Annotated in this window: 25 protein-coding genes; 10 read left to right on the top strand and 15 right to left on the bottom strand. The window is 67.8% G+C overall.

Going from position 1 to position 25,499, the window contains the following annotated elements; genetic code table 11:
* Positions 1–231: 231 nt before the first annotated feature.
* The gene (locus G6N67_RS23525; RefSeq protein ID WP_036428449.1) at positions 232–1,713 is read right to left on the bottom strand and encodes an amino acid permease; all 1,482 of its coding nucleotides are present in this window, start codon (positions 1,711–1,713) and stop codon (positions 232–234) included.
* Positions 1,714–1,775: 62 nt separating this feature from the next.
* On the opposite strand from G6N67_RS23525, the gene G6N67_RS23520 reads away from it, so the two are divergent.
* On the top strand, positions 1,776–3,191 hold the full coding sequence (locus tag G6N67_RS23520; RefSeq protein WP_036428451.1) for an FAD-dependent oxidoreductase: 1,416 nt from the start codon (positions 1,776–1,778) through the stop codon (positions 3,189–3,191).
* On the opposite strand, the gene manA is transcribed toward G6N67_RS23520, so the two are convergent.
* From manA to G6N67_RS23500, 4 genes are all read right to left on the bottom strand, one after another.
* Positions 3,188–4,414, bottom strand: a complete 1,227-nt coding sequence (manA, locus tag G6N67_RS23515; protein ID WP_036428453.1) for a mannose-6-phosphate isomerase, class I — start codon at positions 4,412–4,414, stop codon at positions 3,188–3,190. The two genes, G6N67_RS23520 and manA, sit on opposite strands and share 4 nt — an antisense overlap.
* Positions 4,415–4,418: 4 nt before the next feature.
* Positions 4,419–5,486: a hypothetical protein gene (locus G6N67_RS23510; protein ID WP_036428456.1), complete on the bottom strand. Its 1,068-nt coding sequence runs from the start codon at positions 5,484–5,486 to the stop codon at positions 4,419–4,421.
* Entirely contained in the window at positions 5,483–6,871 is a 1,389-nt protein-coding gene (locus tag G6N67_RS23505; protein ID WP_036428458.1) for a phosphomannomutase/phosphoglucomutase, read from the bottom strand. Before G6N67_RS23505 ends, G6N67_RS23510 begins: the two co-directional genes overlap by 4 nt.
* Positions 6,872–6,980: 109 nt before the next feature.
* Positions 6,981–7,400: a DUF3499 domain-containing protein gene (locus G6N67_RS23500; protein WP_036428461.1), complete on the bottom strand. Its 420-nt coding sequence runs from the start codon at positions 7,398–7,400 to the stop codon at positions 6,981–6,983.
* Between the two features lie 131 nt (positions 7,401–7,531).
* Here G6N67_RS23500 and G6N67_RS23495 point away from each other — a divergent pair, with 131 nt between their 5' ends.
* Positions 7,532–7,954, top strand: coding sequence for a metallopeptidase family protein (locus G6N67_RS23495; RefSeq protein WP_036434222.1), 423 nt, complete (start codon positions 7,532–7,534; stop codon positions 7,952–7,954).
* Between the two features lie 11 nt (positions 7,955–7,965).
* Here the strand turns inward: G6N67_RS23495 and G6N67_RS23490 are convergent, their stop codons facing one another.
* Positions 7,966–8,355: a WhiB family transcriptional regulator gene (locus tag G6N67_RS23490; protein WP_036428464.1), complete on the bottom strand. Its 390-nt coding sequence runs from the start codon at positions 8,353–8,355 to the stop codon at positions 7,966–7,968.
* A gap of 293 nt (positions 8,356–8,648) precedes the next feature.
* Here G6N67_RS23490 and cofD point away from each other — a divergent pair, with 293 nt between their 5' ends.
* From cofD to G6N67_RS23475, 3 genes are read left to right on the top strand one after another with little or no spacing between them, the layout of a single operon-like run.
* Positions 8,649–9,632, top strand: a complete 984-nt coding sequence (cofD, locus tag G6N67_RS23485; protein ID WP_036434223.1) for a 2-phospho-L-lactate transferase — start codon at positions 8,649–8,651, stop codon at positions 9,630–9,632.
* A complete protein-coding gene (locus G6N67_RS23480; RefSeq protein ID WP_036428466.1) occupies positions 9,629–10,969 on the top strand; it encodes a coenzyme F420-0:L-glutamate ligase in 1,341 nt (446 codons plus the stop codon). The genes cofD and G6N67_RS23480 overlap by 4 nt, the downstream gene beginning before the upstream one ends.
* Positions 10,966–11,532 carry an NUDIX hydrolase gene (locus tag G6N67_RS23475; protein WP_036428468.1) on the top strand — a complete coding sequence of 189 codons (567 nt, stop codon included), beginning with the start codon at positions 10,966–10,968 and terminating at the stop codon, positions 11,530–11,532. The genes G6N67_RS23480 and G6N67_RS23475 overlap by 4 nt, the downstream gene beginning before the upstream one ends.
* Positions 11,533–11,545: 13 nt before the next feature.
* Here G6N67_RS23475 and manB read toward each other — a convergent pair whose 3' ends face one another.
* The 3 genes from manB to rfbD are packed head-to-tail and all read right to left on the bottom strand — an operon-like array spanning position 11,546 to position 14,410.
* Positions 11,546–12,625 (bottom strand): mannose-1-phosphate guanylyltransferase ManB, encoded by a 1,080-nt coding sequence (gene manB / locus G6N67_RS23470; RefSeq protein WP_036428469.1) that lies wholly within the window; start codon positions 12,623–12,625, stop codon positions 11,546–11,548.
* 1 nt (position 12,626) lies between these two features.
* Positions 12,627–13,520, bottom strand: coding sequence for a glycosyltransferase family 2 protein (locus G6N67_RS23465; protein ID WP_036428471.1), 894 nt, complete (start codon positions 13,518–13,520; stop codon positions 12,627–12,629).
* Complete coding sequence (gene rfbD / locus G6N67_RS23460) at positions 13,517–14,410, bottom strand: dTDP-4-dehydrorhamnose reductase (RefSeq protein ID WP_036428473.1); 894 nt, start codon at positions 14,408–14,410, stop codon at positions 13,517–13,519. The genes G6N67_RS23465 and rfbD overlap by 4 nt, the downstream gene beginning before the upstream one ends.
* A 66-nt stretch (positions 14,411–14,476) precedes the next feature.
* Between rfbD and G6N67_RS23455 the strand changes: the two genes are divergently transcribed.
* From G6N67_RS23455 to G6N67_RS23445, 3 genes are all read left to right on the top strand, one after another.
* On the top strand, positions 14,477–15,976 hold the full coding sequence (locus tag G6N67_RS23455) for an LCP family protein (RefSeq protein WP_036428476.1): 1,500 nt from the start codon (positions 14,477–14,479) through the stop codon (positions 15,974–15,976).
* A complete protein-coding gene (locus G6N67_RS23450; protein WP_036434224.1) occupies positions 15,964–16,680 on the top strand; it encodes a TIGR03089 family protein in 717 nt (238 codons plus the stop codon). Before G6N67_RS23455 ends, G6N67_RS23450 begins: the two co-directional genes overlap by 13 nt.
* 132 nt (positions 16,681–16,812) lie before the next feature.
* Complete coding sequence (locus tag G6N67_RS23445; protein ID WP_036428478.1) at positions 16,813–18,606, top strand: thiamine pyrophosphate-requiring protein; 1,794 nt, start codon at positions 16,813–16,815, stop codon at positions 18,604–18,606.
* Positions 18,607–18,619: 13 nt separating this feature from the next.
* Here G6N67_RS23445 and G6N67_RS23440 read toward each other — a convergent pair whose 3' ends face one another.
* Entirely contained in the window at positions 18,620–19,789 is a 1,170-nt protein-coding gene (locus G6N67_RS23440; RefSeq protein WP_036428480.1) for an acyl-CoA dehydrogenase, read from the bottom strand.
* 127 nt (positions 19,790–19,916) lie between these two features.
* On the opposite strand from G6N67_RS23440, the gene G6N67_RS23435 reads away from it, so the two are divergent.
* Positions 19,917–20,573: a TetR/AcrR family transcriptional regulator gene (locus G6N67_RS23435; protein ID WP_036428482.1), complete on the top strand. Its 657-nt coding sequence runs from the start codon at positions 19,917–19,919 to the stop codon at positions 20,571–20,573.
* 18 nt (positions 20,574–20,591) lie between these two features.
* Here G6N67_RS23435 and purE read toward each other — a convergent pair whose 3' ends face one another.
* Together purE and G6N67_RS23425 are read right to left on the bottom strand one after the other, a co-directional pair.
* Complete coding sequence (gene purE, locus G6N67_RS23430) at positions 20,592–21,095, bottom strand: 5-(carboxyamino)imidazole ribonucleotide mutase (protein WP_396922253.1); 504 nt, start codon at positions 21,093–21,095, stop codon at positions 20,592–20,594.
* On the bottom strand, positions 21,085–22,332 hold the full coding sequence (locus G6N67_RS23425; RefSeq protein ID WP_081812388.1) for a 5-(carboxyamino)imidazole ribonucleotide synthase: 1,248 nt from the start codon (positions 22,330–22,332) through the stop codon (positions 21,085–21,087). Before G6N67_RS23425 ends, purE begins: the two co-directional genes overlap by 11 nt.
* Positions 22,333–22,405: 73 nt before the next feature.
* On the opposite strand from G6N67_RS23425, the gene G6N67_RS23420 reads away from it, so the two are divergent.
* Positions 22,406–23,074, top strand: coding sequence for a GtrA family protein (locus G6N67_RS23420; protein WP_036428489.1), 669 nt, complete (start codon positions 22,406–22,408; stop codon positions 23,072–23,074).
* Here the strand turns inward: G6N67_RS23420 and G6N67_RS23415 are convergent.
* From G6N67_RS23415 to G6N67_RS23405, 3 genes are read right to left on the bottom strand one after another with little or no spacing between them, the layout of a single operon-like run.
* The gene (locus tag G6N67_RS23415) at positions 23,029–23,547 is read right to left on the bottom strand and encodes a PH domain-containing protein (RefSeq protein ID WP_036428491.1); all 519 of its coding nucleotides are present in this window, start codon (positions 23,545–23,547) and stop codon (positions 23,029–23,031) included. The genes G6N67_RS23420 and G6N67_RS23415 overlap by 46 nt on opposite strands.
* 9 nt (positions 23,548–23,556) lie before the next feature.
* Entirely contained in the window at positions 23,557–24,354 is a 798-nt protein-coding gene (locus G6N67_RS23410) for a biotin--[acetyl-CoA-carboxylase] ligase (RefSeq protein WP_036428493.1), read from the bottom strand.
* 28 nt (positions 24,355–24,382) lie between these two features.
* A complete protein-coding gene (locus tag G6N67_RS23405) occupies positions 24,383–25,498 on the bottom strand; it encodes a 3-ketosteroid-9-alpha-monooxygenase, oxygenase component (protein WP_036428495.1) in 1,116 nt (371 codons plus the stop codon).
* Position 25,499 lies beyond the last annotated feature (1 nt).

The raw sequence follows: 25,499 nt of genomic DNA, 5'->3' as shown, positions 1-25,499 counted from the left end.
CACTCCTGGACGTCGGCGATGCCATCGGTTACCTCAGCCGTCACGTCAAACCTCCTTGTGTGAGTGCGATCACTGCGTTGGTTTGACTATAGAGCGGGCTTTGTCGCCTGTCTAGACACGGACCATGCTTTTGTAAAGCACGTGGGATATGCGCGGACACCGAGATCCACACCAGGGACGGCATCGGGCTGAGATTTGTCCCTGATGTGAATCTCGGTAGGGCTGGGGCGGTTACTCCACCGCGGTGGCCAGATCCCGGTTGGCCAGCACGGAGTGCCTGCGCCCGTAGGCGAAATAGACCACGATGCCGATCGCCATCCAGATGAGGAACCGGATCCAGGTGAGGCCGGTGAGGTTGAGCATGAGCCACACGCACGCCAGGATCGCCGCGATGGGCAGCAGCGGAACCCACGGGGTGCGGAATCCACGGCGCAAGTCCGGACGGGTCCGGCGAAGCGCGATCACGCCCGCCGACACCAGGACGAACGCGAACAGTGTCCCGATGTTGACCATCTCCTCGAGCTTGCCGATCGGGAACACCGATGCCGCGATCGCCACCAGGACGCCGACGATGACGGTGATCCGCACGGGTGTGCCATGCGGACCGGTCTTGGCCAACTGCCGCGGCATGAGCCCGTCGCGCGACATCGCGAACAGCACCCGAGTCTGGCCGAGCATCAGCACGATCACCACGGTCGTCAGGCCGGCCAACGCGCCGATCGAGATCACCTGCGCGGCCCAGTTGATCCCGTTGTCCCTGAACGCGGTCGCCAGGTTGGCGGCGTGGCCGTCGGGCGTCGTCTTCAACTGCTGATAGGACACCATCCCCGAGAGCACCACCGCGACCGCCACATAGAGCACCGTCACGATCGCGAGCGAGCCGAGGATGCCGCGCGGGATGTCGCGCTGCGGGTTCTTGGTTTCCTCCGCGGTGGTGGCGACGATGTCGAACCCGATGAACGCGAAGAACACGATCGAGGCGCCGGCCAGCACGCCGTACCAGCCGTAGTGGCTGCCCTCTCCCCCGGTCAGCAGCGAGAACAGCGACTGTTCGGTGCCGCTGGCACCTTCCTTCGCGGCCTCACCTGGCGGGATGAACGGCGTGTAGTTCTCGGCCTTGATGTAGAACGCCCCGACGGCCACCACCAGCAGCACCACCGACACCTTGATGATCGTGATGGCGAGGCTGAAATGGGCGGACAGCTTGGTGCCGCGGGCCAGCAACACGGTGACGAAGCCGATGATCAGCAACGCCCCCCAGTCGACCTCGAACCCACCGAAATCGGCTGTGCCGCCCCCGAATCCGAAGACGGTGCCCAGATAACTCGACCAGCCTTTCGCCACGACGGCGGCGGCGACCGCGAACTCCAGGATGAGATCCCAGCCGATGATCCATGCGACGAACTCCCCGAACGTCGCATACGAAAAGGTGTACGCACTGCCCGCGACCGGCACGGTGGACGCGAACTCGGCGTAACACAGCGCGGCCAGCCCGCAGGCCACCGCCGCGATGAGGAACGAGATCGATATGGCAGGGCCGGTGAGGTTACCCGCCGTCGACGCAGTGATGGTGAAGATGCCGGCACCGATGACCACCGACACTCCGAAGACCGTCAGATCCCACCACGTGAGATCTTTGCGTAGTCGCGTCGACGGCTCGTCGGTGTCGGCGATCGACTGCTCCACGGACTTCGTACGCCATCTGGCCGTCATAATTTACGCTGCCTCTCATTTATGCCCGGTGCAGGGCAATGTATGCATTACTGTCGCTGGTAATGATGAAGACGCTCGATCTCCCTTCGAACCACGCCGTTGTCATCGGAGGCAGCATCGCAGGCCTGTGCGCGGCTCGTGTGCTATCCGACCACTTTGACCGCGTCACTCTGTACGAACGCGATGAACTACCAGATGGACCGGCCAATCGCAGTGCCATACCCCAAGGTCAGCACGTTCACCTGCTGATGGCGCGCGGCGCGCAGGAACTCGAAGCGGTTTTTCCCGGGTTGCTCGACGACATGGCCGCCGCAGGCGTTCCGGTCGTGCGCAACCAGCCCGAATCAATTCATTTCGCTGCGGCCGGCCATGTGCTCGGCACCGGGCAAACTCTGCACGACAGGTTTACCGCGTACGTGCCGAGCCGCGGGCAACTCGAGTGGCAGCTCCGCAAACGCGTCGTCGCCATCCCGGCGGTCGAGGTGGTGCGGCAGTCGGTCACGCACCCGCAATACGATCCGGCGGCCAACCGCGTCACGGGGGTCGTCCTCGACGACGGCAGTCAGGTGGCGGCGGGTCTCGTCGTCGACGCGTCCGGCCGGGGCAGCCGCCTTCCCGTGTGGTTGCAGCAGTGGGGATTCGAACGCCCGCGCGAGGACACGGTCCACGTCGGAGTCACGTATGCGTCGCACCGCGTGCGGATTCCCGCGGGCCGGATCGCCGAGAAGATGGTGCTGGTCAGCGCCGAGCACGATTCGCAGCTCGGCATGGGCATGCTGTTCCACGAAGACGGCATCTGGACCGTGACAACCTTCGGCGTGGCCAAGACCGAACCGCCGCGCGACTTCGCGGGGATCTGCCGGCTCGCCGAGACGCTGCTGCCGCCGCATCTCAGCGCAGCCCTGCAGGCCGGCGAACCGGTCGGCGGGATGACGTTCCACCGCTACCCGACCAGCAAGTGGCGCCGCTACGACAAGCTCTCCAGGATGCCCGGCGGGATCATCCCGTTCGGCGACGCCGTCGCGAGTCTCAACCCGACGTTCGGTCAGGGCGTCACCATGACCGCGCTCCAAGCCGGCAACCTACGCTCGGTCCTCGACAGCGGCATGACCGATATTGCTGCGCGACTGGCCCGTGCGACAGCACGGACCACTTTTCCGGTGTGGCTCATGAACGCCGTCGCCGATCACGTCGAGCACGGCGCGCAGGGCGATCGCCCGTGGTGGTATGGCCCGCTCTACGGCTTGTTCGACCAGTTCGTCGGTGCGGCCGAAACCGACCCGGTGCTGGCCGAATGGTTCCTGCGGCGCACGAGCCTGCTCGACAGTCTCTACCTCGCGCCGTCGCCCCGCCTGATCGGACGTGCCATCCGCAACAACGCTCGCCAGTGGCTGTCCGAACGCCGGGACCGGCGCACTGCCGTCGGCGCGGCCAGTGAGCACGAGCGGCTCGAAGCCGACCCGGCCGGCAGCCGCTAGATCCCGACCGTCACGCGGAACAGCTTGGTCGGCTGCTCGGCGGTCAACCGGATCTGGCCGTCGTCGGCGGCCACCCACGCCGCCGCACCCCGCTCCAGGGTGACCGCTCCACCTTTGGCCTGGACCACGGCGGCACCTTCGGTGCACAGCAGCACCTGAGGCCCGTCGTGGCGTGACGGAGCGTCGATCTCGTGCCCGAGTTGGTCGCCGTCGACGCACAACACCGAGACCGAGAACTCAGGTGCAGGCGTCCGATAGATGAGTTCGGTTCCCTCCCGGACAATTTCGGGACGCAAACCATCCTCGGGCGTCGGCGTGAAATCCAGCACCCGCAGCAGCTCCGGCACATCCACGTGCTTGGGCGTCAGGCCGCCACGCAACACGTTGTCGGAGTTGGCCATCACCTCGACGCCGACGCCGTGCAGATACGCATGCAGGTTGCCGGCAGGCAGGTAGATGCCGTCCCCGGTCTGCAGGCTGATGCGGTTGAGCAGCAGAGCGGCCAGCACACCCGCATCACCCGGATACCGCTCACCGAGCTCGAGCACGGTCTTGGCTTCGGCCGCGAAAGTCTTCTCGCCCGACCGTATGTAGTTGATCGCTCCGTCGAGCACCGCAGGCACCAAGACGTCGAGATCAGGCTGGGGCGCGGTGATCCACGTCGTGAACAGCGCCCGCAGGCCGTCGGCATCGGACTGGTCTGACAGCAGGTTGATGTAGGGGTCGAGATCAGAGACCGCCAGGGCCCGCATCAGCTCGACCGTGCGCGCGACGGGACGGAAACCGGCGAGGGCATCGAATTGTCCCAACGCGACCAACAACTCGGGTTTGTGGCTGCGGTCGCGGTAGTTGCGTGTCGGCGCCGAGACCGGAATCTCCAGCCGGTCCTCCCGGTCGAAGCCCTCCTGAGCCTGCTGCTGGCTCGGATGGGCCTGCAGCGACAGTGGTTCGTCGGCGGCAAGCACCTTGACCAGGAACGGCAGCGCCTCGCCGAAGCGGCCCACCGCGGTCGCGCCGAGCTGGCCCTCCGGATCGTCGGCGACGACCTGCAGCAAGGACTCCTCGCCGTCGTCGGTCTGCAGCCAGGCCGGATCCCCCGGATGCGCGCCGAACCACAGCTCGGCCTCCGGATGCACTGTAGGGCTTGGCCTTCCAGTGAATTCGGCTATGGCGGTCCGCGAACCCCAGGCATAGGTCCGCACCGCTCCCCGTAGCAGATGCACTCGCTTAACCTCGAACCAGTTTCAGGTAGACGGCCGCCATCTCCAGTCGGACGGCCAATATCGCCAGTTGTTGTTCCGGGCGCCCGATCGGCAGCTCCGCACCGGTCACGTCCGGCACATCCTCGGCACCGAGCACCGTGATGTCGTCGAAGCCCGCGATCCGCGCGGCCACCACGGGCCGCTCGGTATCGGTGCTCAACACGAAAGTTCGCATGCGGCGTGGCAGCGGGCCGTCGATCTGCTCGTCGTGGAACAGCGAGTGCTCTGCGCCTCCGGTCGCTCCGCTGCCCACCGCGGCCAGCACATCGCCCAGCCCCGCGGCGGCCACGACCGTGCCGGCCAGGCGCAACATCGCGGCGGCACCGTGCCTGGCCAACTCGAGCGTGGCCGCGGTGTCGCCGGCCAGCACGATGTCGGTGCCGGACATCCGCTCGACGAGAGTCTTTGCGGGATTGGTGAAAAGCTCGCGCGCCGCACTGTTGCGCAGCGCCTCGGCATCGAGTTCGTCGGCCAGCGCGGCAAGGTCGACTCGCAGGCTCGGATCCACCACGTGCAGCAGGGCCAATCCCGCTGCGAGGTAACGAACGAAACCGAAATCGTCTGGCACCCAGAGCCTGGGCGGAAGCACCACGGCCCGGCCCGCCGCGATGTCGCGCAGCGGGCCTTCGTGTGGGGCCACCACGAGCGTGCGGGCGCCCCGGCGCACCCCGGTGGCGGCGGCGTTCACCAATGCCGGGTCGCCGGGATCGTCACCGGCGATCACGAGGACGTCGAGCGCGCCGATCCACGGCGGGGTTTCGGCGGCGACGACGATCGGCGCTGCGACCGAGCCGCCGAGGGACGCGGCCAACATGGCACCGGCCTGGTGTGCGGCGCCACGGCCTGCCACCCAGATGACCGTGCGCGGTGGATGGTCGGACCGCAAGGAGTCCAGCAGGCCCTCCGCGAGCGCCGCGGCCGTGGCACGCACCTGCGCTCCGGCCATCGCCGCGGCCCGCAACAGACCGTTACGGTCTGCGGCGAGCAACCCGTCGCTGTCGTCCAGGTCGATCGCGGCCTCTACGGCGTTCATGGCACGGCCTCGCTGAGCGGGTTGATGTGCCCGGCGACCTTCTCGACTATCGCCTCGACGTCCTCGGTGGTGCGCGCTTCGACGTTGAGCCGCAACAACGGTTCGGTGTTCGACGTGCGCAGGTTGAACCATCGGCCGTCGCCGAGGTCGACGGTGACACCGTCGAGGTGGTCGATGGAGTGAATCTCGCTGCCGTACGCGCGCAGTACCGCGTCGACGCATGCGGGGGCATCGGTGACCGTGAAGTTGATCTCGCCGGAGGACTCGTAGCGTTGGTAGTCGGCCATCAGCTCGGACAGCGGCCGGTCCTGCTCGCCGAGCGCGGCGAGCACGTGCAGCGCGGCCAGCATGCCCGAGTCGGCGCCCCAGAAATCCCGGAAGTAGTAGTGCGCCGAGTGCTCGCCACCGAAGATGGCACCGGTTTCGGCCATCAGGGCCTTGATGTAGGAGTGCCCGACCCGCGAGCGCACCGGGGTGCCGCCGCGTTCGATCACCAACTCCGGCACGGCCCGCGACGTGATCAGGTTGTGGATGACGGTCGCACCGATCTCGCGCTTGAGCTCGCGTGCGGCGACCAGCGCGGTGACCGCGGACGGGGACACCGGACGGCCCAGTTCGTCGACGACGAAGCAGCGGTCGGCGTCGCCGTCGAAGGCGAGCCCGATGTCGGCGCCGGTTGCCAGTACGTGCGCCTGCAGGTCCACGAGGTTGGCCGGGTTGAGCGGATTGGCCTCGTGATTGGGGAACGTGCCGTCCAACTCGAAGTACAGCGGCTCGACCGTGGCGCCCGGGAGCGGCCCGAGCACCGCGGGGGTGGTGTGGCCGGCCATGCCGTTTCCGGCGTCGACCGCGATCCGCAGGTCGCGCAGGCTGCTCAGGTCCACCAGGGACCGCAGGAACGCCCCGTAGTCGGCCAGCACATCCCGATCGGTCACGGTGCCTGCGGCGCCTTCGTACCCGGGAACGCCCGCGATCACCTCATCGGAGATGACGGACAGACCCGTGTCCTTGCCGACCGGTTTGGCGCCGGCCCGGCAGAGCTTGATGCCGTTGTAGGCGGCGGGGTTGTGGCTTGCGGTGAACATCGCGCCCGGGCAGTCCAACAGACCGGAGGCGAAGTAGAGCTCGTCGGTGGACGCCAACCCGATGCGGACGACGTCGAGCCCCTGAGCCGTGACCCCGTCGGCGAACGCCGACGCCAACGACGGCGAACTCGCCCGCATGTCGTACCCGACGACGACCTGCGTGGCACCTTCCGCGCGGACCAGCCGGGCGAACGCGCTGCCGACCTCGGCGACGAACTGCTCGTCGATTTCGGTGCCGACCAGACCGCGGACGTCATACGCCTTGATGACACCGTGAACAGCCGCCGCTGGCCGAGACATAGAACTCCTTGTGAACGGGATCGTTGGCGCCAGCCTAACCGTCGCACGCGTTCTTCACGGTCACTAGTCTGGCCGGGCTGTGCTGCCTAACCGTTGTCTAATCAACGTTCTAGTCGCTGGGGTCGGGCAGCACCCGCAGGTGACCGCGACGCCGTCCACTGGTTTCCGTCTGCCGGGCCGCGGGCGCCATCACAGCACCACCGCTCGCGCCGGTCACGGGATCGGAGAAGCCGGCCACGACACCGCCACGCGGCGCCGCCGTGGGATGCCCCTCGCGCACGGCGTCGGCAAGTGCCACCAGGTCGTCCTCGTCGGGATGCGACGGCAAGGGTCCGGCGTGCCGCACCAGCTCCCAGCCGCGGGGCGCGGTGATGCGGCTGGCGTGCCCGACGCACAGATCCCACGAGTGGGGCTCGGAGACGGTGGCCAGGGGCCCGACGACGGCCGTCGAGTCGGAGTAGACGAAGGTCAGCGTCGCCACGGCGTAATGCGGGCACCCGGGCCGGCAGCAGCGACGGGGAACATTCACGCACGAGAGATTATCGTGCGGAAACGTCGGGCGGTGGTGGACACGCGCAGCCACGGGCCCGCCGATCCCGAACCGTTACGATCATCGACGTGCCGCAGCGCAACCCTTGGCGATCCCGGCGTGGTCGCGACATCCGCGGACCGCTGCTGCCCCGGACCGTGCCGGGCTGGCGCAGTCGCGCGGAGCGTTTCGACATGGCGGTGCTGGAGGCCTACGAGCCGATCGAGCGGCGGTGGTCATCCCGGGTGTCCACGCTCGACGTGGCTGTCGACGAGATCCCTCGGATGTCACCCAAGGATCCGGACAGTGTGCAGTGGCCCGCCGAGGTGATCGCTGATGGCCCGATCGCGTTGGCCCGGTTGATACCCGCAGGGGTCGATGTCAGAGGAAATGCGACGCGGGCACGAATTGTGTTGTTTCGCAAGCCTATCGAGCGTCGTGCCAAAGGGGCCGACGAGCTTGCCGAGCTGTTGCACGAAATTCTGGTGGCTCAGGTGGCCACCTACCTGGGGGTGGAACCACCCGTCATCGACCCGACGATCGACGACGAGTGACGCCCGTCTAGCTAGATGATGCCGCGCTTGAGGCGCCGGCGTTCGCGTTCCGACAAACCTCCCCAAATTCCGAAGCGTTCATCGTGCGCCAACGCGTATTCCAGGCAAGCGTCTTTGACTTCGCAGCCCTGGCAGATGCGTTTGGCCTCGCGGGTAGACCCGCCCTTCTCCGGGAAGAAGGCCTCCGGATCGGTCTGCGCACACAGGGCGCGTTCCTGCCATTGGTCGTCTTCGGTTGCCGGAGCAACATCAATCTGATCGGGAACCAAACTCAGTTGAGGACGTCCGGCTGCCCCCATCGGTGTCGGCCCGGTGTTGATGTGCGGTGCGTTGTCTACCGAGCCGAGTAGCCGGCTGTCAAACCGGACCACACGATCGAAATCGCCGCTCTCATAAGACATATCCCCCGCCTCCTCACTCGGTCTCATAGATCCTCAGTGGAGCCCCACTATTGTGATATGCGGCCATTCCATTCGAACAGATGATCGAATCTCGGTCCGCGACACCAGGATCGGCCACCAACCAGGAAATGACACTGCTGTGATTACACACGTGTTAGCTGCCAGGGTCAAGCGGAATGGCCGGAATTCATACCATCTCGTGATATCAATTCGGCGCGTCGCGACCTCGGCGTGTCCTGGTCGTGACGACGTCGTTTCCGTGCACGGCACCCGAACGCCTAGTGTCGGACGTTGTGAAGATCACCGTTCTGGTCGGCGGAGTTGGCGGCGCACGGTTTTTGCTGGGCGTCCAGAACCTGTTGCGACTCGGCAGCTTCGGGGACGGCAGCAGCAAGCATGAACTCACCGCGATCGTCAATGTCGGCGACGACGCGTGGATGCACGGCGTACGGATCTGCCCCGACCTCGACACCTGTATGTACACCCTCGGCGGCGGCATCGATCCGGAACGCGGCTGGGGGCACCGCAATGAAACGTGGCACGCGAAGGAGGAACTCGCGGCCTACGGGGTGCAGCCGGACTGGTTCGGCCTCGGAGACCGCGACCTGGCCACCCACCTGGTCCGCAGCCAGATGCTGCGCGCGGGCTACCCGCTGTCCCAGGTGACCGAGGCGCTGTGCAAGCGGTGGAACCCCGGCGCGCGGCTGCTGCCTGCCAGCGACGACCGCAGCGAGACCCACGTCGTGATCACCGACCCGAACGACGGCGAGCGCCGCGCGATCCACTTCCAGGAGTGGTGGGTGCGCTACCGCGCGCAGGTGCCGTCGCACAGTTTTGCGTTCGTCGGGGCCGAGCAGGCAACCGCCGGGCCGGGCGTGACCGACGCCATCGCCGAGGCCGACGTGGTGTTGCTGGCGCCGTCAAATCCGGTCGTGAGCATCGGACCCATCCTGCAGATTCCCGGTATCCGGGGCGCGCTGCGCTCGACCAGCGCGCCGGTCATCGGATACTCCCCCATCATCGCCGGAAAACCGTTGCGCGGCATGGCCGATGAATGCCTGTCCATCATCGGGGTCGACTCCACGTCGGAGGCCGTCGGCAAGCACTTCGGCGCCCGCTCGGGCACCGGGCTGCTCGACGGCTGGCTGGTACACGAAGGCGATCACGCCGAGATCGACGGCGTGCAGGTGCGCGCCGTTCCGCTGCTGATGACCGACCCCGCGGCCACGGCCGAGATGGTGCGCGCCGGCCTCGAACTCGCGGGAGTGGCGCTGTGAACGAGCATGGTTCGGCCGGCGCCGTCGAGATCCTGCCGGTTCCCGGCCTGCCTGAGTTCCGGCCGGGAGACGATCTGGTGGGCGCGCTCGTCACGGCCGCGCCGTGGCTGCGCGATGGCGACGTGCTCGTCGTCACGAGCAAGGTGCTGTCCAAGTGCGAGGGCCGCATCGTCGACGCACCCGCCGATCCTGAGGAGCGGGATGCCCTGCGCCGCAAGCTGATCGACGGGGAGGCTGTACGGGTGCTGGCCCGCAAGGGCCGCACGTTGATCACCGAGAACGCGATCGGACTGGTGCAGGCGGCCGCGGGCGTCGACGGTTCCAATGTCGGATCCACCGAACTCGCGCTGCTGCCGGTCGATCCCGACGGCAGCGCCGCCGCGCTGCGCGACGGGTTGCGTGAGCAACTCGGCGTCACTGTGGGCGTGGTGATCACCGACACCATGGGTCGGGCATGGCGTAACGGCCAGACCGACTTCGCGATCGGCGCCGCCGGGCTGACCGTGCTGCACGGCTATGCGGGGGCCCGCGACCGGCACGGCAACGAGTTGGTCGTGACCGAGGTCGCGGTGGCCGACGAGATCGCCGCCGCAGCCGATCTGGTAAAGGGCAAGCTCACCGCGATCCCGGTGGCCGTGGTCCGCGGCATGGCCGTCACCGACGACGGATCGACCGCGAAGACGCTGCTGCGCTCCGGCGAGGACGACCTGTTCTGGCTGGGTACCGCCGAGGCGATCCAGTTGGGCCGCACGCAGGCTCAGCTGCTGCGCCGGTCCGTGCGCAGCTTCAGCACCGAACCGGTGCCTGCCGAGCTCATCGAGGCCGCGGTCGGCGAGGCGCTGACCGCGCCGGCCCCGCACCACACCCGTCCGGTGCGGTTCGTCTGGGTCCGCGACCCGTCGACCCGCACCCGACTATTGGACCGCATGAAGGACCGGTGGCGGGCCGACCTCAGCGGCGACGGCCGCGATCCCCAATCCGTCGAACGTCGTGTCGGCCGCGGGCAGATCCTGTACGACGCACCGGAACTGGTGATCCCGTTCCTGGTACCCGATGGCGCACACAGCTATCCGGATGCCGCACGCACCGAGGCCGAGCACACCATGTTCACAGTCGCGGTCGGCGCGGCCGTCCAGGCGCTGTTGGTCGCACTCGCCGTGCGCGACGTCGGCAGCTGCTGGATAGGCTCGACGATCTTCGCGGGCGAGCTGGTACGCACCGAACTGGACCTGCCGCCCGATTGGGAGCCCTTGGGCGCCATCGCGATCGGCTATCCGGCCGAGGCGCAGCCGCCGCGTGAGCCCGTGCCGACCGCTGACCTGTTGATTGTGCGATGAGTCTTCACACCTCGGCCGTCACGGTGCTCACCGACTGGCGGACAACCGATCCCGCCCAGGACAGCCTGCGCCACGCGCTGCTGTCGTTCCTGGCCGCCCGCCCCGACGCGTGCCAACGGTCGTGTGTGCCAGGCCATATCACGGCCTCGGCGCTGGTCCTCGACCACACGGGCACGCGCACCCTGCTGACACTGCATCCGCGATTCGGCCGATGGCTGCAACTCGGCGGTCACTGCGAGGCCGACGACGTCGACATCCACGCGGCCGCGCTGCGCGAGGCCACCGAGGAATCCGGGATCACCGGACTGACTATCGACCCCGAACTGGCTGCGGTGCACGCGCATCCGGTGACCTGTTCACTGGGCGTGCCGACCCGTCACCTCGACATGCAGTTCGTGGTGCGAGCCCCGGAGGGGGCCGAGATCGTCTGCAGCGACGAGTCTTTGGACCTGCGGTGGTGGCCGCTCGACGCGCTGCCCGAGGGCACCGACTTCGGGCTCAGCCAGCTCGCCGAGACTACGGTTTCTGGCGCGATTTCCGCCGATCCTCGCCAAGAACCGTAGTCTCGGCGCAGAGTCAGACGTCGGTCGAGTAGCGGATGCCGCCGTCGGGAATCGTCACGCCGGGCCACACCCGGGCCCCCCGCAGCAATTCGCACCGCGCGCCGATGTCGGCGCCGTCACCGATCACCCCGTCGCGGATCAAGGCACGCGGCCCGATCCGCGCACCGAAGCCGATGATCGAACGCTCGATGACCGCGCCCGCCTCGACGCGCACGCCGTCGAAGATCACCGCTCCGTCGAGGCGCGCGCCCGCGCCGATCTCGGCGCCCCGGCCCACCACGGTCCCGCCGATCAGCAGTGCGCCCGGGGCGACCCCGGCGCCGTCGTGCACCAACGATTCTCCGCGGTGTCCGTTCAGCGCGGGCGAGGGCGCGATACCACGCACCAGATCGGCCGAGCCACGTACGAAATCCTCCGGGGTACCCATGTCCCGCCAGTACGACGCATCGACGAAGCCGCACATACGCAGCCCGCGCGACAACACCTCGGGAAAGATCTCCCGCTCGACCGACAGCGCCCGGCCTCGTGGGATCTGCTCGATGATGGTGCGCTTGAACACGTAGCAGCCGGCGTTGATCTGATCGGTCGGCGGATCCTGCGTCTTCTCCAGGAATGCCGTCACCAGGCCGTCGCCGTCGGTGGGCACGCATCCGAACGCCCGCGGGTCGCCGACCCGCACCAGGTGCAGCGTCACGTCGGCCTTGTGGGCATCGTGGGCTTCGAGCAGCTCGCCGAGGTCGACCGCGGACAGCACGTCGCCGTTGAACACCATCGCGGTGTCGTAGCGCAGCTTGCCCGCCACGTTGGCGATCGCGCCGCCCGTGCCGAGCGCTTCTGTCTCGGTGACGTACTCGATGTCGAGGCCCAACTCGGATCCGTCCCCGAATTCCGCCTCGAAGACCTCAGCCTTGTACGACGTGCCCATCACGACGTGCTTGATGCCCGCCGCGGCGATCCGCGACAACAAGTGGGTCAGGAACGGCACGCCTGCAGTGGGCAGCATGGGCTTGGGGGCCGACAGGGTCAGCGGGCGCAGCCGGGTGCCCTGTCCGCCGACGAGGACGACAGCGTCCACTTCCGCAGGATTGATCACGTCAGCGCTGCCCTTTCGCCTGTCTACGCCGAGAACTACCGACCACCAGGCCCGCGCGTGCCGCCAGCGCGCCCCGAATCGTCCACCGCAGCGGCGCCTGCCAGGCCGCCGGGTACCGATCGGCGAGGAAAGTGTAGGTGCTGCGGTGATGGGCGGCCAAGTTGCGGCCCGGGTCGCGCCCGGTGGAGTGCCCCTTGTAGTGCAACACTTCCGACGTGGGCACGTAGACGTTTTGCCAACCCTGACGTGCGAGCCGATCCCCGAGGTCGACGTCCTCCATGTACATGAAGTAGCGCTCGTCGAACCCGTTGATCGCCTCGAACGCCTCGCGGCGCAGCAACAGACACGAGCCCGACAGCCAGCCGACTTCGCGTTCGCTGGGCTCCTGCCGGTCCTGCCGGTAGGCCGCGGTCCACGGATTGGATTTCCAGAACGGCCCCACCACGGCGTGCATGCCGCCACGGATCAGGCTCGGCTGGTGGCGGGCTGACGGATACACCGATCCGTCGGGATCGCGGATCAACGGACCGAGGGCACCCGCGTGCGGCCATCGGCGGGCCGCCTCCAGCAGCAGGTCGATCGAGTGCGGCCCCCACTGGACGTCGGGATTGGCCACCACGAAGAACTCCGGACACTCGGCGTCCGACAGTTGCGCGGCGGCCCTGTTGACCGCGCTGCCGTACCCCAGGTTGCCGCCGGTACGCAGCAGCGTCACGTTCGGGTACCGCTTCTCGGCTTCCTCGGGCGCACCGTCGGTGGATCCGTTGTCGGCCATCACGACCGTCACGGGCCGGTCCGTCGCAAGTGACAGTGAAGCCAGAAACCGGTCCAGGTGTGGGCCCGGGGAGTACGTCACCGTCACCACCGCGAGCGGGCGGGCCGCATCCTCAGTCACGGCGTAGAGGGTAGCGGGCCGGTCAGCGGCGCCGCCGCAACCGCTGCGACCAGGGCTTCCCGCCAGTCCCGCAGCGGGGTCAGGCCCGCATCGATCGACTTCGTCGCAGACAACACCGTGTAGGGCGGGCGCGGCGCGGGGCGGGGATGCCGGTCGCTGCCGACCGGCCGCACGCGATCCGGGTCGGCACCGACCGCCGCGAACGTCGCCTGGGCCAGCTCGAAGCGACTGGCCGGCCCGGCGTTGGTGGCATGCAGGATCGGCGCGTTGACCTTGCCGTCGGCCACCTCCAGCAGCGCGGTCGCGAGATCCCCCGTGTACGTCGGTGAGCCGATCTGGTCGGCGACGACGTCGACCGGCCCGTCGCCGGCCGCCAGGCGGCGCATGGTCGCGACGAAGTCGCTGCCGTCGGCGCCGCGGTACACCCAGGCGGTCCGGACCACGTGCGCGTCGGGTTTGGCGGCCAGCACGGCCTGCTCTCCGGCCAGTTTGGTGCGTCCGTAGACGTTCTCGACCCCTCCGGTGGGGTCGTCGACCTCGTATGGCCTTGGCTGCCCGTCATCGAACACGCCGCTGAACACATAGTCGGTGGACACGTGCACCAGCCCCGCCCCGACCTGTGCGCACACCGTCGCGACGTTGCCGGGCCCGTCGGCGTTCACTGCGTACGCGCGGGCCTCGTCGGTTTCGGCGGCGTCGACCTGGGTATAGGCAGCACAGTTGATCACCACGTCGCCCGCCGCGACGTGTCTGCGCACCGCCTCGACGTCGGTGATGTCACATTCGGCAGAGGTCAGCGCGAGCACGTCCCGACCATCCGACCTGGCCTGACCTGCCAATACCCGCCCTAACATGCCACCGGCCCCGGTGATCACAATGCGCTGCGACATGTGCCGAGTCTGGCACGCCGGTCCGCGTTACCGGGCTCACGTCCACCCCACAAGTAGCCTGGGCACGTGCCACTCCGCCTACTCCGCGCCGTTGCTGTGACCGCAGCGTCGGCTGTGGTCCTCGGAACCGGCGTGGCCTGGACGCAGATCCGGTCCTTCGAATCCGGCATCAACCACATCAACTCGGCGGCACTCGGCGAGGGCGGTGAGGACGGCGCCATCGACATCCTGCTGGTCGGTATGGACAGCCGCACCGACGCGCACGGCAACCCGTTGTCGGCCGAGGAGCTGGCGACGCTGCGGGCCGGCGACGACGTGTCGACCAACACCGACACCATCATCCTGGTGCGCATCCCGAACAACGGGAAGTCGGCCACCGCGATCTCGATCCCCCGCGATTCCTACGTCGAGGCCCCCGGCTGGGGAAAGATGAAGATCAACGGCGTCTTCGGCGACGTGAAGCTGGACCGGATGAAGCAGCTCGTCGAAGTCGAGGGCGAGGATCCCGCCACTGCCGAACCCAAGGCCACCGAGGCGGCCCGCGAAGAACTCATCCAGACCGTCGCGGGGCTCACCGGTGTCACCGTCGACCATTACGCCGAGATCGGCCTGCTGGGCTTCGCCCTGATCACCGACGCCCTCGGCGGGGTCAACGTGTGCCTCAAAGATGCCGTCTACGAGCCTCTTTCGGGTGCGGATTTCCCCGCGGGCTGGCAGAAGCTGAACGGCCCGCAGGCGCTGAGCTTCGTGCGGCAACGCCACGACCTGCCGCGCGGTGATCTCGACCGCGTGACACGCCAGCAGACCGTGATGGCGTCCCTGGCTCACGAGGTGATCTCGAGCAAGACCCTGTCGAGCCCGGCGACCCTGGGCAGGCTGCAGGACGCGGTGCAGCGCTCCGTGGTGATCTCCGACGGCTGGGACATCATGGATTTCATCGAGCAGCTGCAGAAGCTCGCTGCGGGCAACGTCGCATTCGCCACCATCCCGATCCTGCGGGAGGACGGCTGGAGCGACGACGGCATGCAGAGCGTGGTCCGGGTGGATCCCACCGCGGTGCACGAGTGGGTGACGAGCCTGCTGGAGGGCCAGGACGAGGGCAAGACCGAAGAGCTGGCCTATTCGCCGGACAAGACCACGGTCGAGGTGGTCAACGCCACCGACATCAACGGTCTGGCCGCCGCGGTCTCGCACGTGCTGACCACCAAGGGCTTCACGCCGGGCAACACCGGCAACCATGAGGGCGCACCGTTGTCGGGCAGTCAGGTGCTGGCAGCCAAGACCGACGACCTTGGCGCCCAGCAGGTTTCGAAGGATCTCGGTGGCCTGCCGGTGGCGCAGGACGGCACTGTGCCGCCCGGGTCCGTGCGGGTCGTGCTGGCCGACGACTACACCGGCCCGGGTTCTGGGCTCGACGGCAGCGATCCCACGGTGGACGGCGTCGATCCGGCCGCGGCGGGCATCGGTTCGTCCGACACCGGCTCGTCCCAAACCGGTGAGGAAGCCCCGCCGCCCCCGTCGCCGATCATCACGGCAGGTTCCGACGACCCACAGTGCGTGAATTGACCGCGACCGTCACCGCGTCGGTGCTGGATCCGTTGCTCGCAGCCGATCCGGCAGGCCCGCGGATCACCTACTACGACGACGCCACGGGCGAGCGCATCGAACTGTCGGCGGTGACGCTGGCCAACTGGGCGGCCAAGACCGCCAACCTCCTGCGCGACGAGCTGGGCGCAGGCCCCGGCACCCGGGTCGCGGTGCTGCTGCCCGCACACTGGCAGACCGCGGCCGTGCTGTTCGGGGTCTGGTGGATCGGTGCCGAGGTGGTGGTGGACGGCCCGGCCGACATGGCCCTGTGCACGCGCGACCGGCTCGACGAAGCTGACGACGCCGTGGCGGGTGGCGAGGTCGCGGTGCTGTCCCTCGACCCCTTCGGCAGGCCCGCCGACGACCTGCCGGTCGGGGTGACCGACTACGCGACGTCTGTCCGCGTGCACGGTGACCAGATCGTGCCCGAACGCCAGCCCGGCCCCGCGCTGGCCGGCCGATCGGCCGCCGACGTGCTGGCGGCCGCGCAAACCGCCGCTGCCGCACAGGGTTTCACCGGCTCCGATCGAGTGCTGTCGACCGCAGCCTGGGACAGCCCCGACGCGATTATCGACAACATGCTCGCGGTCTTCGCCGCCGGCGCGTCACTGGTACAGGTGACCAATCCCGACCCGGCCGCGATGGACCGGCGCCGCACCATGGAAAAAGTCACGCGCGGCTGAGTTTGCTGCCCGACGTTCCCGCGCGAGCAGTCACTCCCGTACCCGGTATTCGCGATTTTCGGGTACCTCCGCGACTGCTCGCGGTGAGAACGGGTACCCGCCTCGGAAGTCGAATCGAGGAGGGAACCGTCCATGTCCGAGCTGACTGTCGCCGACTACCTGTTGCAGCGCCTGCGTGAGTGGGATGTGCGCCACGTGTTCGCTTATCCGGGTGACGGCATCAACGCCATCCTGGCCGCATGGGGCCGCGCGGAGGACCGCCCGGCATTCGTCCAGGCCCGCCATGAGGAGATGTGTGCGTTCGAAGCCGTCGGCTATGCGAAGTTCAGCGGCCGCGTGGGGGTGTGCATGGCGACGTCGGGGCCCGGCGCGATCCACCTGCTCAACGGTCTCTACGACGCCAAACTCGACCATGTGCCGGTGGTCGCCGTCGTCGGGCAGACCAACCGCAGTGCGATGGGCGGTTCCTATCAGCAGGAGGTCGACCTGGCGAGCCTGTTCAAGGATGTGGCCAGTGCCTATGTGCAGACGGTCAACGTGCCCGAACAGCTGCCGAATGTGTTGGACCGCGCAATCCGTACCGCCCTGGCCCAGCGCACGCCGACCGCCTTGATCATCCCCGCCGACGTTCAGGAGTTGCCGTACTCGGCGCCGACGCACGAGTTCAAGATGGTGCCGTCGAGCCTCGGGGTGGACTGGCCCGCGATCGCGCCCGACGACGCCGCGATCGCCCGGGCCGCCGAGGTGCTCAACGCGGGTGACCGGGTGGCGATGCTGGTGGGTACCGGCGCCCACGACGCACGGCAAGAGGTGGCCGAGGTCGCCGACCTGCTCGGCGCCGGCGCGGCGAAAGCGTTGCTGGGCAAGGATGTACTGTCCGACGAGCTGCCATGGGTGACCGGGTCGATCGGGCTGCTCGGCACCCGGCCGAGCTACGAGATGATGCGCGACTGCGACACGCTCCTCACCATCGGCTCCAGCTTCCCCTACTCCCAGTTCATGCCGGAGTTCGGCCAGGCCCGCGGCGTCCAGATCGACATCGACCCCACGATGATCGGTATGCGTTATCCGTATGAGGTCAATCTCGTCGCGGACGCCAAAACCGCACTGCGCGCGCTCATTCCACACCTGCACCGCAAAGCCGGCCGGTCCTGGCGGGAAAGGATCGAGAAGAACGTGGGCCGCTGGTGGGAGACCATGCGCATGCAGGCCGACGTGAGCGCCGACCCGGTCAATCCGCTGCGCCTGTTCGCCGAACTGTCCGATCAGCTACCCGAAAATGCCGTCGTCACCGCCGATTCCGGCTCGGCGGCCAACTGGTATGCCCGCCAGCTCAAGTTCCGCGGCGACGTCCGGGGATCCCTGTCGGGCACCCTGGCCACCATGGGCCCGGGTGTGCCCTACGCGATCGGCGCGAAGTTCGCCCACCCGGACCGCCCGGCGATCGCGTTCGCAGGCGACGGCGCCATGCAGATGAACGGTATGGCCGAGCTCATCACCATCAAGCGTTACCACCCGCAATGGTCAGACCCGCGCCTGGTCGTCGCCGTCCTGCACAACAACGACCTCAACCAGGTCACCTGGGAGCTGCGAGCCATGGGCGGTGCCCCGAAATTCACCGATTCCCAGACACTTCCCGACGTCGACTACGCGGCGTTCGCCGCGAGCCTGGGGTTGGGCGCGATGACCGTCACAGACCCCGCCGACCTCGCCGACGCCTGGCGCACGGCTCTGGCGGCCGACCGCCCCACGGTGCTCGACGTCCACACCGATCCCGACATGCCCCCGATCCCGCCGCACGCCACATGGGAGCAGTTCAAGTCGACCGCCGCGGCCGTACTCGAAGGTGATGAGAACAGCTGGGGATTCGTCAAAGAGGGCATCAAAGCCAAAGTGCAGGAGTTCGTCCCGCACCGCGCGAACTGACCCTTGCCGAGCGTTACTTGAGCAGGGCGCGGCTCATGACCACGCGCTGAATCTGGTTGGTGCCCTCGTAGATCTGGGTGATCTTGGCGTCGCGCATCATCCGCTCGACCGGGAAGTCCACCGTGTAACCCGCGCCGCCGAACAGCTGAACGGCATCGGTGGTGACCTCCATGGCCACGTCGGAGGCAAAGCACTTCGACGCCGCCGAGATGAAGCCGAGGTTGGTCTCACCACGTTCGGCACGCGCCGCAGCGTGGTAGACCATGAGGCGCGCGGCCTCAAGCTTCATCGCCATGTCGGCCAGCATGAACTGCACGGCCTGGAAATCGGCGATGGCGGTACCGAACTGCTTGCGCTCCTTGGTGTAGGCGATCGCCGCATCCAGCGCACCCTGGGCGATACCCACGGCCTGCGCGCCGATGGTCGGGCGGGTGTGATCCAGGGTCGCCAGCGCGGTCTTGAAACCGGTTCCGGGCTCACCGATGATCCGGTCGCCCGGGATGCGGCAGTTCTCGAAGTACAGCTCGGTGGTCGGGCTGCCCTTGATACCGAGCTTGCGCTCCTTGGGGCCGACGCTGAAGCCCTCGTCGTCCTTGTGCACCACGAACGCAGAGATGCCGTTGGCCCCCTTGTCGGGATCGGTCACGGCCATCACGGTGTACCAGGTCGACTTGCCGCCGTTGGTGATCCAGCACTTGGTGCCGTTGAGGATCCAGTCGTCCCCGTCGGCCTTGGCCCGGGTGCGCATGCCCGCGGCATCCGAACCCGCCTCGCGCTCGCTCAACGCGTAGGAGGCCATCGCCTCGCCGGAGGCCAGCGTCGGCAGCACCTGCTTCTTCAGCTCGTCGGAGCCGCGCAGGATCAAGCCCATCGTGCCCAGCTTGTTGACCGCGGGGATCAGCGACGCCGAACAATCAACGCGCGCAACCTCTTCGATGACAATGCAGGCCGCGACGGAGTCGGCACCCTGGCCGCCGTATTCCTCCGGCACGTGAATCGCGTTGAACCCCGAGGCAGTCAGAGCCCGCAGGGCTTCCTCGGGGAAGCGTGCATTTTCGTCGACATCGGCAGCGTGCGGGGCGATCTCCTTCTCCGCCAGCGCACGGATTGCCGCCCGAAGCTCCTGGTGCTCCTCAGGCAACTGAAACAAATCGAAAGATGGGTTACCGCCCCAGCCGGCCATGATCTTCTCCCTAGCTCTCGGCTCTCTTGGATCAATGTTGCGCGGACTGCACATCGCGTGCGTCGCCCTGCTACGTTTGGTACTCAGTACCATAGCATCGGCACTCAGTCCCAGGAAAGGTGCGCTCATGCCTGTTTTGCCAAGCACCCGGGAGCGCCTGGTGAGCGCGGCATTCGAACTGTTCGAAGAACGCGGGTACGAGGCCACCAGCGTCGACGACATCGCGGCACGCGCGCAGGTGGGACGCACGACCGCGTTTCGCCAGTTCGGATCGAAGGAAGCGTTCATATTTCCCGACCACGAGGCGCTGCTGCGCCGCGCCGACGAGAGATTGTCCGCGGTGCCCGCCGAGGCGCTACCCGCCGAGATCATCGCGGTGGCGACCACCTCGGTCTTCGAGAACTATCTCGCCGAGGGCGAGCGCGCGCGGACGCGGTACCGGCTCACCCGCTCGGTACCAGCGCTACGCGATTTCGAGACGGCCGTGGTATCGCGATATGTCCGACTGTTCACCAAACACCTGCGGACCGGGCAGACCGGGGATTGGACGGCGGGCCTGCGCGCCGAACTGTTCGCCAACGCCGTGGTCGCCGCACACAACCACGTGCTGCGCCGATGGCTGCGGGGTGATTCGACCAACCCGCGGTCGGACCTCGCCGAAGCCCTGGCCGCGGCATGGCCGATCTACCGGGGCAGTGGCGGCCGCACCGCCGTTGTGGTGATGTCGACCGATGAACCGCTCGAGTCCCTGACACCCCGGATTCGCGAGCTGATCGGCGATTGATTCAGCCGGGCGACTTGGTCAGCCCAGCAGGCGTTCGCGCAATGCGGTGTCCTTTTCCAGCACCATGGCTTCCAGGTCGGCCTGGAATTTCACCATCCGGGACCGCAGCTCGGCGTCGCCGGAGCCCAGGATCCGCACTGCCAGCAAGCCCGCATTCCGTGCTCCGCCAATGGAAACCGTCGCGACCGGCACCCCAGCCGGCATCTGCACGATCGACAGCAGGGAATCCATGCCGTCGAGGCGGGCCAGCGGTACCGGAACTCCGATCACCGGAAGCGGTGTGGCCGAGGCCACCATGCCGGGCAGGTGGGCGGCGCCACCGGCCCCGGCGATGATCACCTCGACGCCGCGGTCGGCGGCGGTCTTGGCGTAGTCGAGCATGCGCTGCGGGGTCCGGTGTGCCGAGACCACGCCGACCTCGAACGGCACCTCGAACTCGGCGAGGGCGTCGGCGGCGTCGGACATCACCGACCAGTCACTGTCGCTGCCCATGATCAGGCCGACGCGCGGCTTACTTGCCATGTTCATCCCATCCATCGGTCCACTCCGCATGCGACAGCCAGTGCGCCGCGCGGACCGCCCGCTCTCGCAGGTCGGCCATGTCGGAGCCAATCATGTTGACGTGCCCGATCTTGCGGCCGGGTCGCTCGCCCTTGCCGTACAGGTGCACCTTGGCCTCGGGCATCCTGGCAAACAGGTGATGCAACCGCTCGTCCATCGACATCGACGGGGTCTCGGGTGCGCCCAGGATGTTGGCCATCACGGTCGCGGGCGCGGTCGCGGCGGTATCGCCGAGCGGGTAATCCAGCACCGCCCGCAGGTGCTGTTCGAACTGGCTGGTCACGGCGCCGTCCATGGTCCAGTGCCCCGAGTTGTGCGGCCGCATGGCCAGCTCGTTGACCAGCAGTGTGCCGTCGACGGTTTCGAAAAGCTCGACCGCGAGCACACCGACGACGCCGAGCTCGGCCGCCAACCGCAACCCGAGTTCGGCTGCGGCAGAACCGAGTTCGTCGGACAGGTCGGGCGCCGGCGCGTACACCTCGACGCAGATGCCGTCGCGCTGCACGGTCTCCACGACGGGCCAGGCAGCGCCCTGCCCGAACGGCGAACGCGCCACCAGCGCGGCGAGTTCGCGGCGCATCGCAACCCGCTCTTCGGCAAGCACGGCCACGCCGTCGGCGAGGTAGCCGGCCACGATGTCCCTGGCCTGTTCCGGAGTGTCGGCCATCACGACGCCCTTGCCGTCGTAACCGCCGCGCACGGTCTTGATCACCACCGGCCCGCCGATCAACTCGGCGAACGCCGTCACGTCCTCGACCGAGGTGATCTCGGTGAAGCGGGGCACCGGGGCGCCAAGTTCCTTCAGCCTGCGGCGCATCAGCAGCTTGTCCTGCGCATGCACCAGCGCCGACGGCGGCGGCGCCACGGTCACCCCGTCGGCGACGAGTTGCTCCAGATGCTCGGTCGGCACGTGCTCGTGGTCGAACGTCAGCGCCGACGCGCCCTCCGCGGCTTTCCGCAACGCGTCCAGGTCGGTGTGTGATCCGAGGACGACATCGGGGGTGACCTGTGCAGCCGGTTCGCCGGGCCCGGTGGCCAGCACGCGCAGGGTCTGGCCGAGCGCGATCGCCGCCTGATGGGTCATCCTGGCCAGCTGGCCGCCACCGATCATGGCTACTACGGGTGGTGTTCTTGGTGTGGTCGACACGGTCCCTATGGTGTCATGCGCCGTTCGCGGCCCTGGCGATGACCTGCGCATTGACCTGCGGTTAAGCCTCAGCGGCGGGCAGCGATGCGGCATGTGACCACATGTTTACGTACACTGCCTACCTGTGTCCTTCGCTGATGCGACAATCGCCCGATTGCCGCGATTCGTCCGTCCTTTCGCCGAACGGCATCACGAACTGATCAAGTTCGCGATCGTCGGCGCGACGACGTTCATCATCGACTCAGCGATCTTCTACACCCTCAAGCTGACGGTGCTGGAGCCCAAACCGGTCACCGCAAAGATCATCGCGGGCATCGTCGCGGTGATCGCGTCCTACATCCTGAATCGGGAGTGGAGCTTCCAGAACCGCGGGGGCCGCGAACGCCACCACGAGGCGTTGCTGTTCTTCGCGTTCAGCGGTGTGGGCGTGTTGCTGTCGATGGCGCCGTTGTACTTCTCCAGCTACGTGCTGGGTCTACGGGTGCCCGAGGTGTCCCTGACGGTGGAGAACATCGCGGACTTCATCTCGGCCTACATCCTGGGCAATCTGCTGCAGATGGCCTTCCGATTCTGGGCGTTCCGGCGCTGGGTGTTCCCGGACGAGTTCGGTCGCGACCCCGACCTGGCGCTGGAATCCACCCTCACCGGCGGCGGTATCGCCGAGGCGTTCGAGGATCGTGCCGAGCACCACCGCGCCACCGGCACGGTGACACCACTGCGCAGGCCGAGCCGCCGGGCCCGGTTGCGTCAGCTCGGCGACTCGTCGGAACCGAGGGTGTCGAAAACTTCGTGATAGAGCAGGGAATGCACCTGTTCGACACGCGGAATGTCGTAGAACTCCAAGGGATCCTGCGACGCTGATTCGATGATCAGAGTGCCGGTTCGCAGCAACCGGTCGGTCAGGCCGTGCCGGAACTCGACACTGTTGATCCGCGCGAGCGGGATGTCGATGCCCGATCGGGTGAGCACCCCGTGCCGGAACATCACGCGCCGGTCGGTGATGACGAAGTGCGTGGTCCACCAGTTCAGGAACGGCCATACCGTCAGCCATCCGACGACGATGGCCCAGATCGCGGCGATCACGATGAACACCACGTTCTTTGCCGTGGGCTGCCAGTCGGTGGTGTTCACGACGGCCGCCACGAACGCCGCGGCCGCACTGGCCACGATCAGCACGAGCACCGCGCCGATCAGCCGCTTCCAGTGCGGGTGCCGGTGCAGGACCACCTGCTCGTCATTGGCCAGCACATTCTCCGGGTACCCCACGGCTGCACTCTACGATTCGAGCGGGCGCAGGTGCGTGATATCGCCCGCGGACACCGTGGCACGTTCGGCTCCGGTGTCGATGACGAGACGCCCCAGCTCGTCGACGGCCTCGGCGGTGCCGTCGATGGTGCGGTCACCGGGGAGACTCGCACGAACCCGGCTGCCGATCGTGACGCTGCGCGAGCGGTAGTCGGAGGCCAGCACCGGGTCGGCGGCACGCCAACCGGCGATGCGGGTGTCCAGCTGCCGCAGCAACACCTGGGCGAGCGGGTTGCGGTCCACGGTCGCCGCCCCGAGCTGCGTGAGGGACGTCGCACGAGGATCCGGGGCCTCGTCGGCGGTCATCGTCACGTTGAGACCGACCCCGACGACGATGACCTGCGTGGGCGAGGCGACCTCGGCGAGGATGCCCGCCAGCTTGCCGCCGTCCGGACCGACCATCACGTCGTTGGGCCATTTGAGGCCGACGCGCACACCGGCGGTCTCGGCGATGGCGTCGACCACCGCGACGCCGACCGCGAGCGGCAACCATCCCCAGCGGTCGGCAGGCACCCCGGAGGCGTCCACACCGAACGACACGGCCAGCTGCGACCGGGCAGGCGCCGACCACTGCCGGTGGTGCCTGCCGCGCCCGGCGTTCTGATATTCGGCGAGCAGCACCGCACCGGCGATGTCCTCTCCGGCCGCGGCGCGCGCGAGCAGGTCGGCGTTGGTGGATCCGGTCTCGTCTACGACGTCGAGTTGACGCCAGCGCGCGCTCAATCCGTCGCGCAGCGCCGTCACGTCCAGCGGTGGCCTCGTGTTCATCGCGGCCAGCTTACGGCCGAGGTGTCACCTAACTGTTCGCCGCGCTCATGTTGTGGGCGACCTCCTGCTGCCAGAGCTCGTTGGCGTGCGTGGTGTCGACCTCCTGCTCGAAGCGGTCGGTCATGTCGGGCGTCACGTCGGCGAGGTCGACGTAGAACTGCTCGTACCACCGGCGATGGTGGTAGACCGGACCATCCTCCTCGGTCAGCAGCGGGTTGTCGATGCGGGCTTTGTGCTTCCAGATCTCGACGTCTTCCATGAAGCCGTCACCGAACGTCCGGCTCATGGTCGCCGCGAGTTTCTCGGCCTTGTCGGCGGGCAGCGCGGGATTGCGCTGAACCGCGACGCCCCACTGCAGCACGAACGAGTCGTGCGTCACCGGGTAGTGGCAGTTGATCAGGGCTATCTCGACGGTGAAGTTCGGCGCGAGGTCGTTGTGCAACCAGTTGATCATGTACGCCGGGCCGAAATACGTTGCCTCCGAACGCAGATAGGTGCCATCCCACAGCTCTCTGGTGGCGTAGTCCGGACGCGGCTTGGACTCCATGAACTGGCTCGCGGTGTGCCCTTCGATGATGTTCTTGAAGTAGGTCGGGTAGGCGTGGTGGATATAGAAGAAGTGCGCCATGTCGACGTTGTTGTCGACGATCTCGCGGCAGTGTGAACCCTCGATCAGAATCGAATTCCATTGCCACGGTGACCAGATGCCTTCGTCATAGCCCTCGATGGTCGGCGGCAACAGCTCGGGCGGCGGCGTCGACCCTTCGGGGTCGTGCCACACCAGCAGCTGTCCGTTGACCTCGTGGACCGGCCAGGTGCGGGTCCGGGCCAGCCGCGGGGTCCGTTTGGCGTAGGGCACCAGCTTGCACTTGCCATCGCCGCCCCAACGCCAGTCGTGGAACGGGCACGCCAGATTGTCGTCCTTGACCGTGCCCATCGACAGGTCACCACCCATGTGCCTGCAGTACGAATCGAGCACGTGCAGGTCGCCCGCCGAGTCGGCGTAGACCACCAGCTTGGTTCCGAAGGCCTCGATGCCGTGTGGCTGACCGTCGCGGAACGTCTCGGCCAGCCCGACGCAGTGCCAGCCGCGGGCGAACCGCGTCATCGGGGTGCCGGTGTCGATTTCGCGGATGTCACTCATA

This window comes from Mycolicibacterium mageritense, from assembly GCF_010727475.1.
GTDB classification, from domain to species: domain Bacteria; phylum Actinomycetota; class Actinomycetes; order Mycobacteriales; family Mycobacteriaceae; genus Mycobacterium; species Mycobacterium mageritense.
The sequence above is the reverse complement of the archived record's forward strand: the minus strand, read 5'-3'. Positions and strand labels throughout refer to the sequence as shown.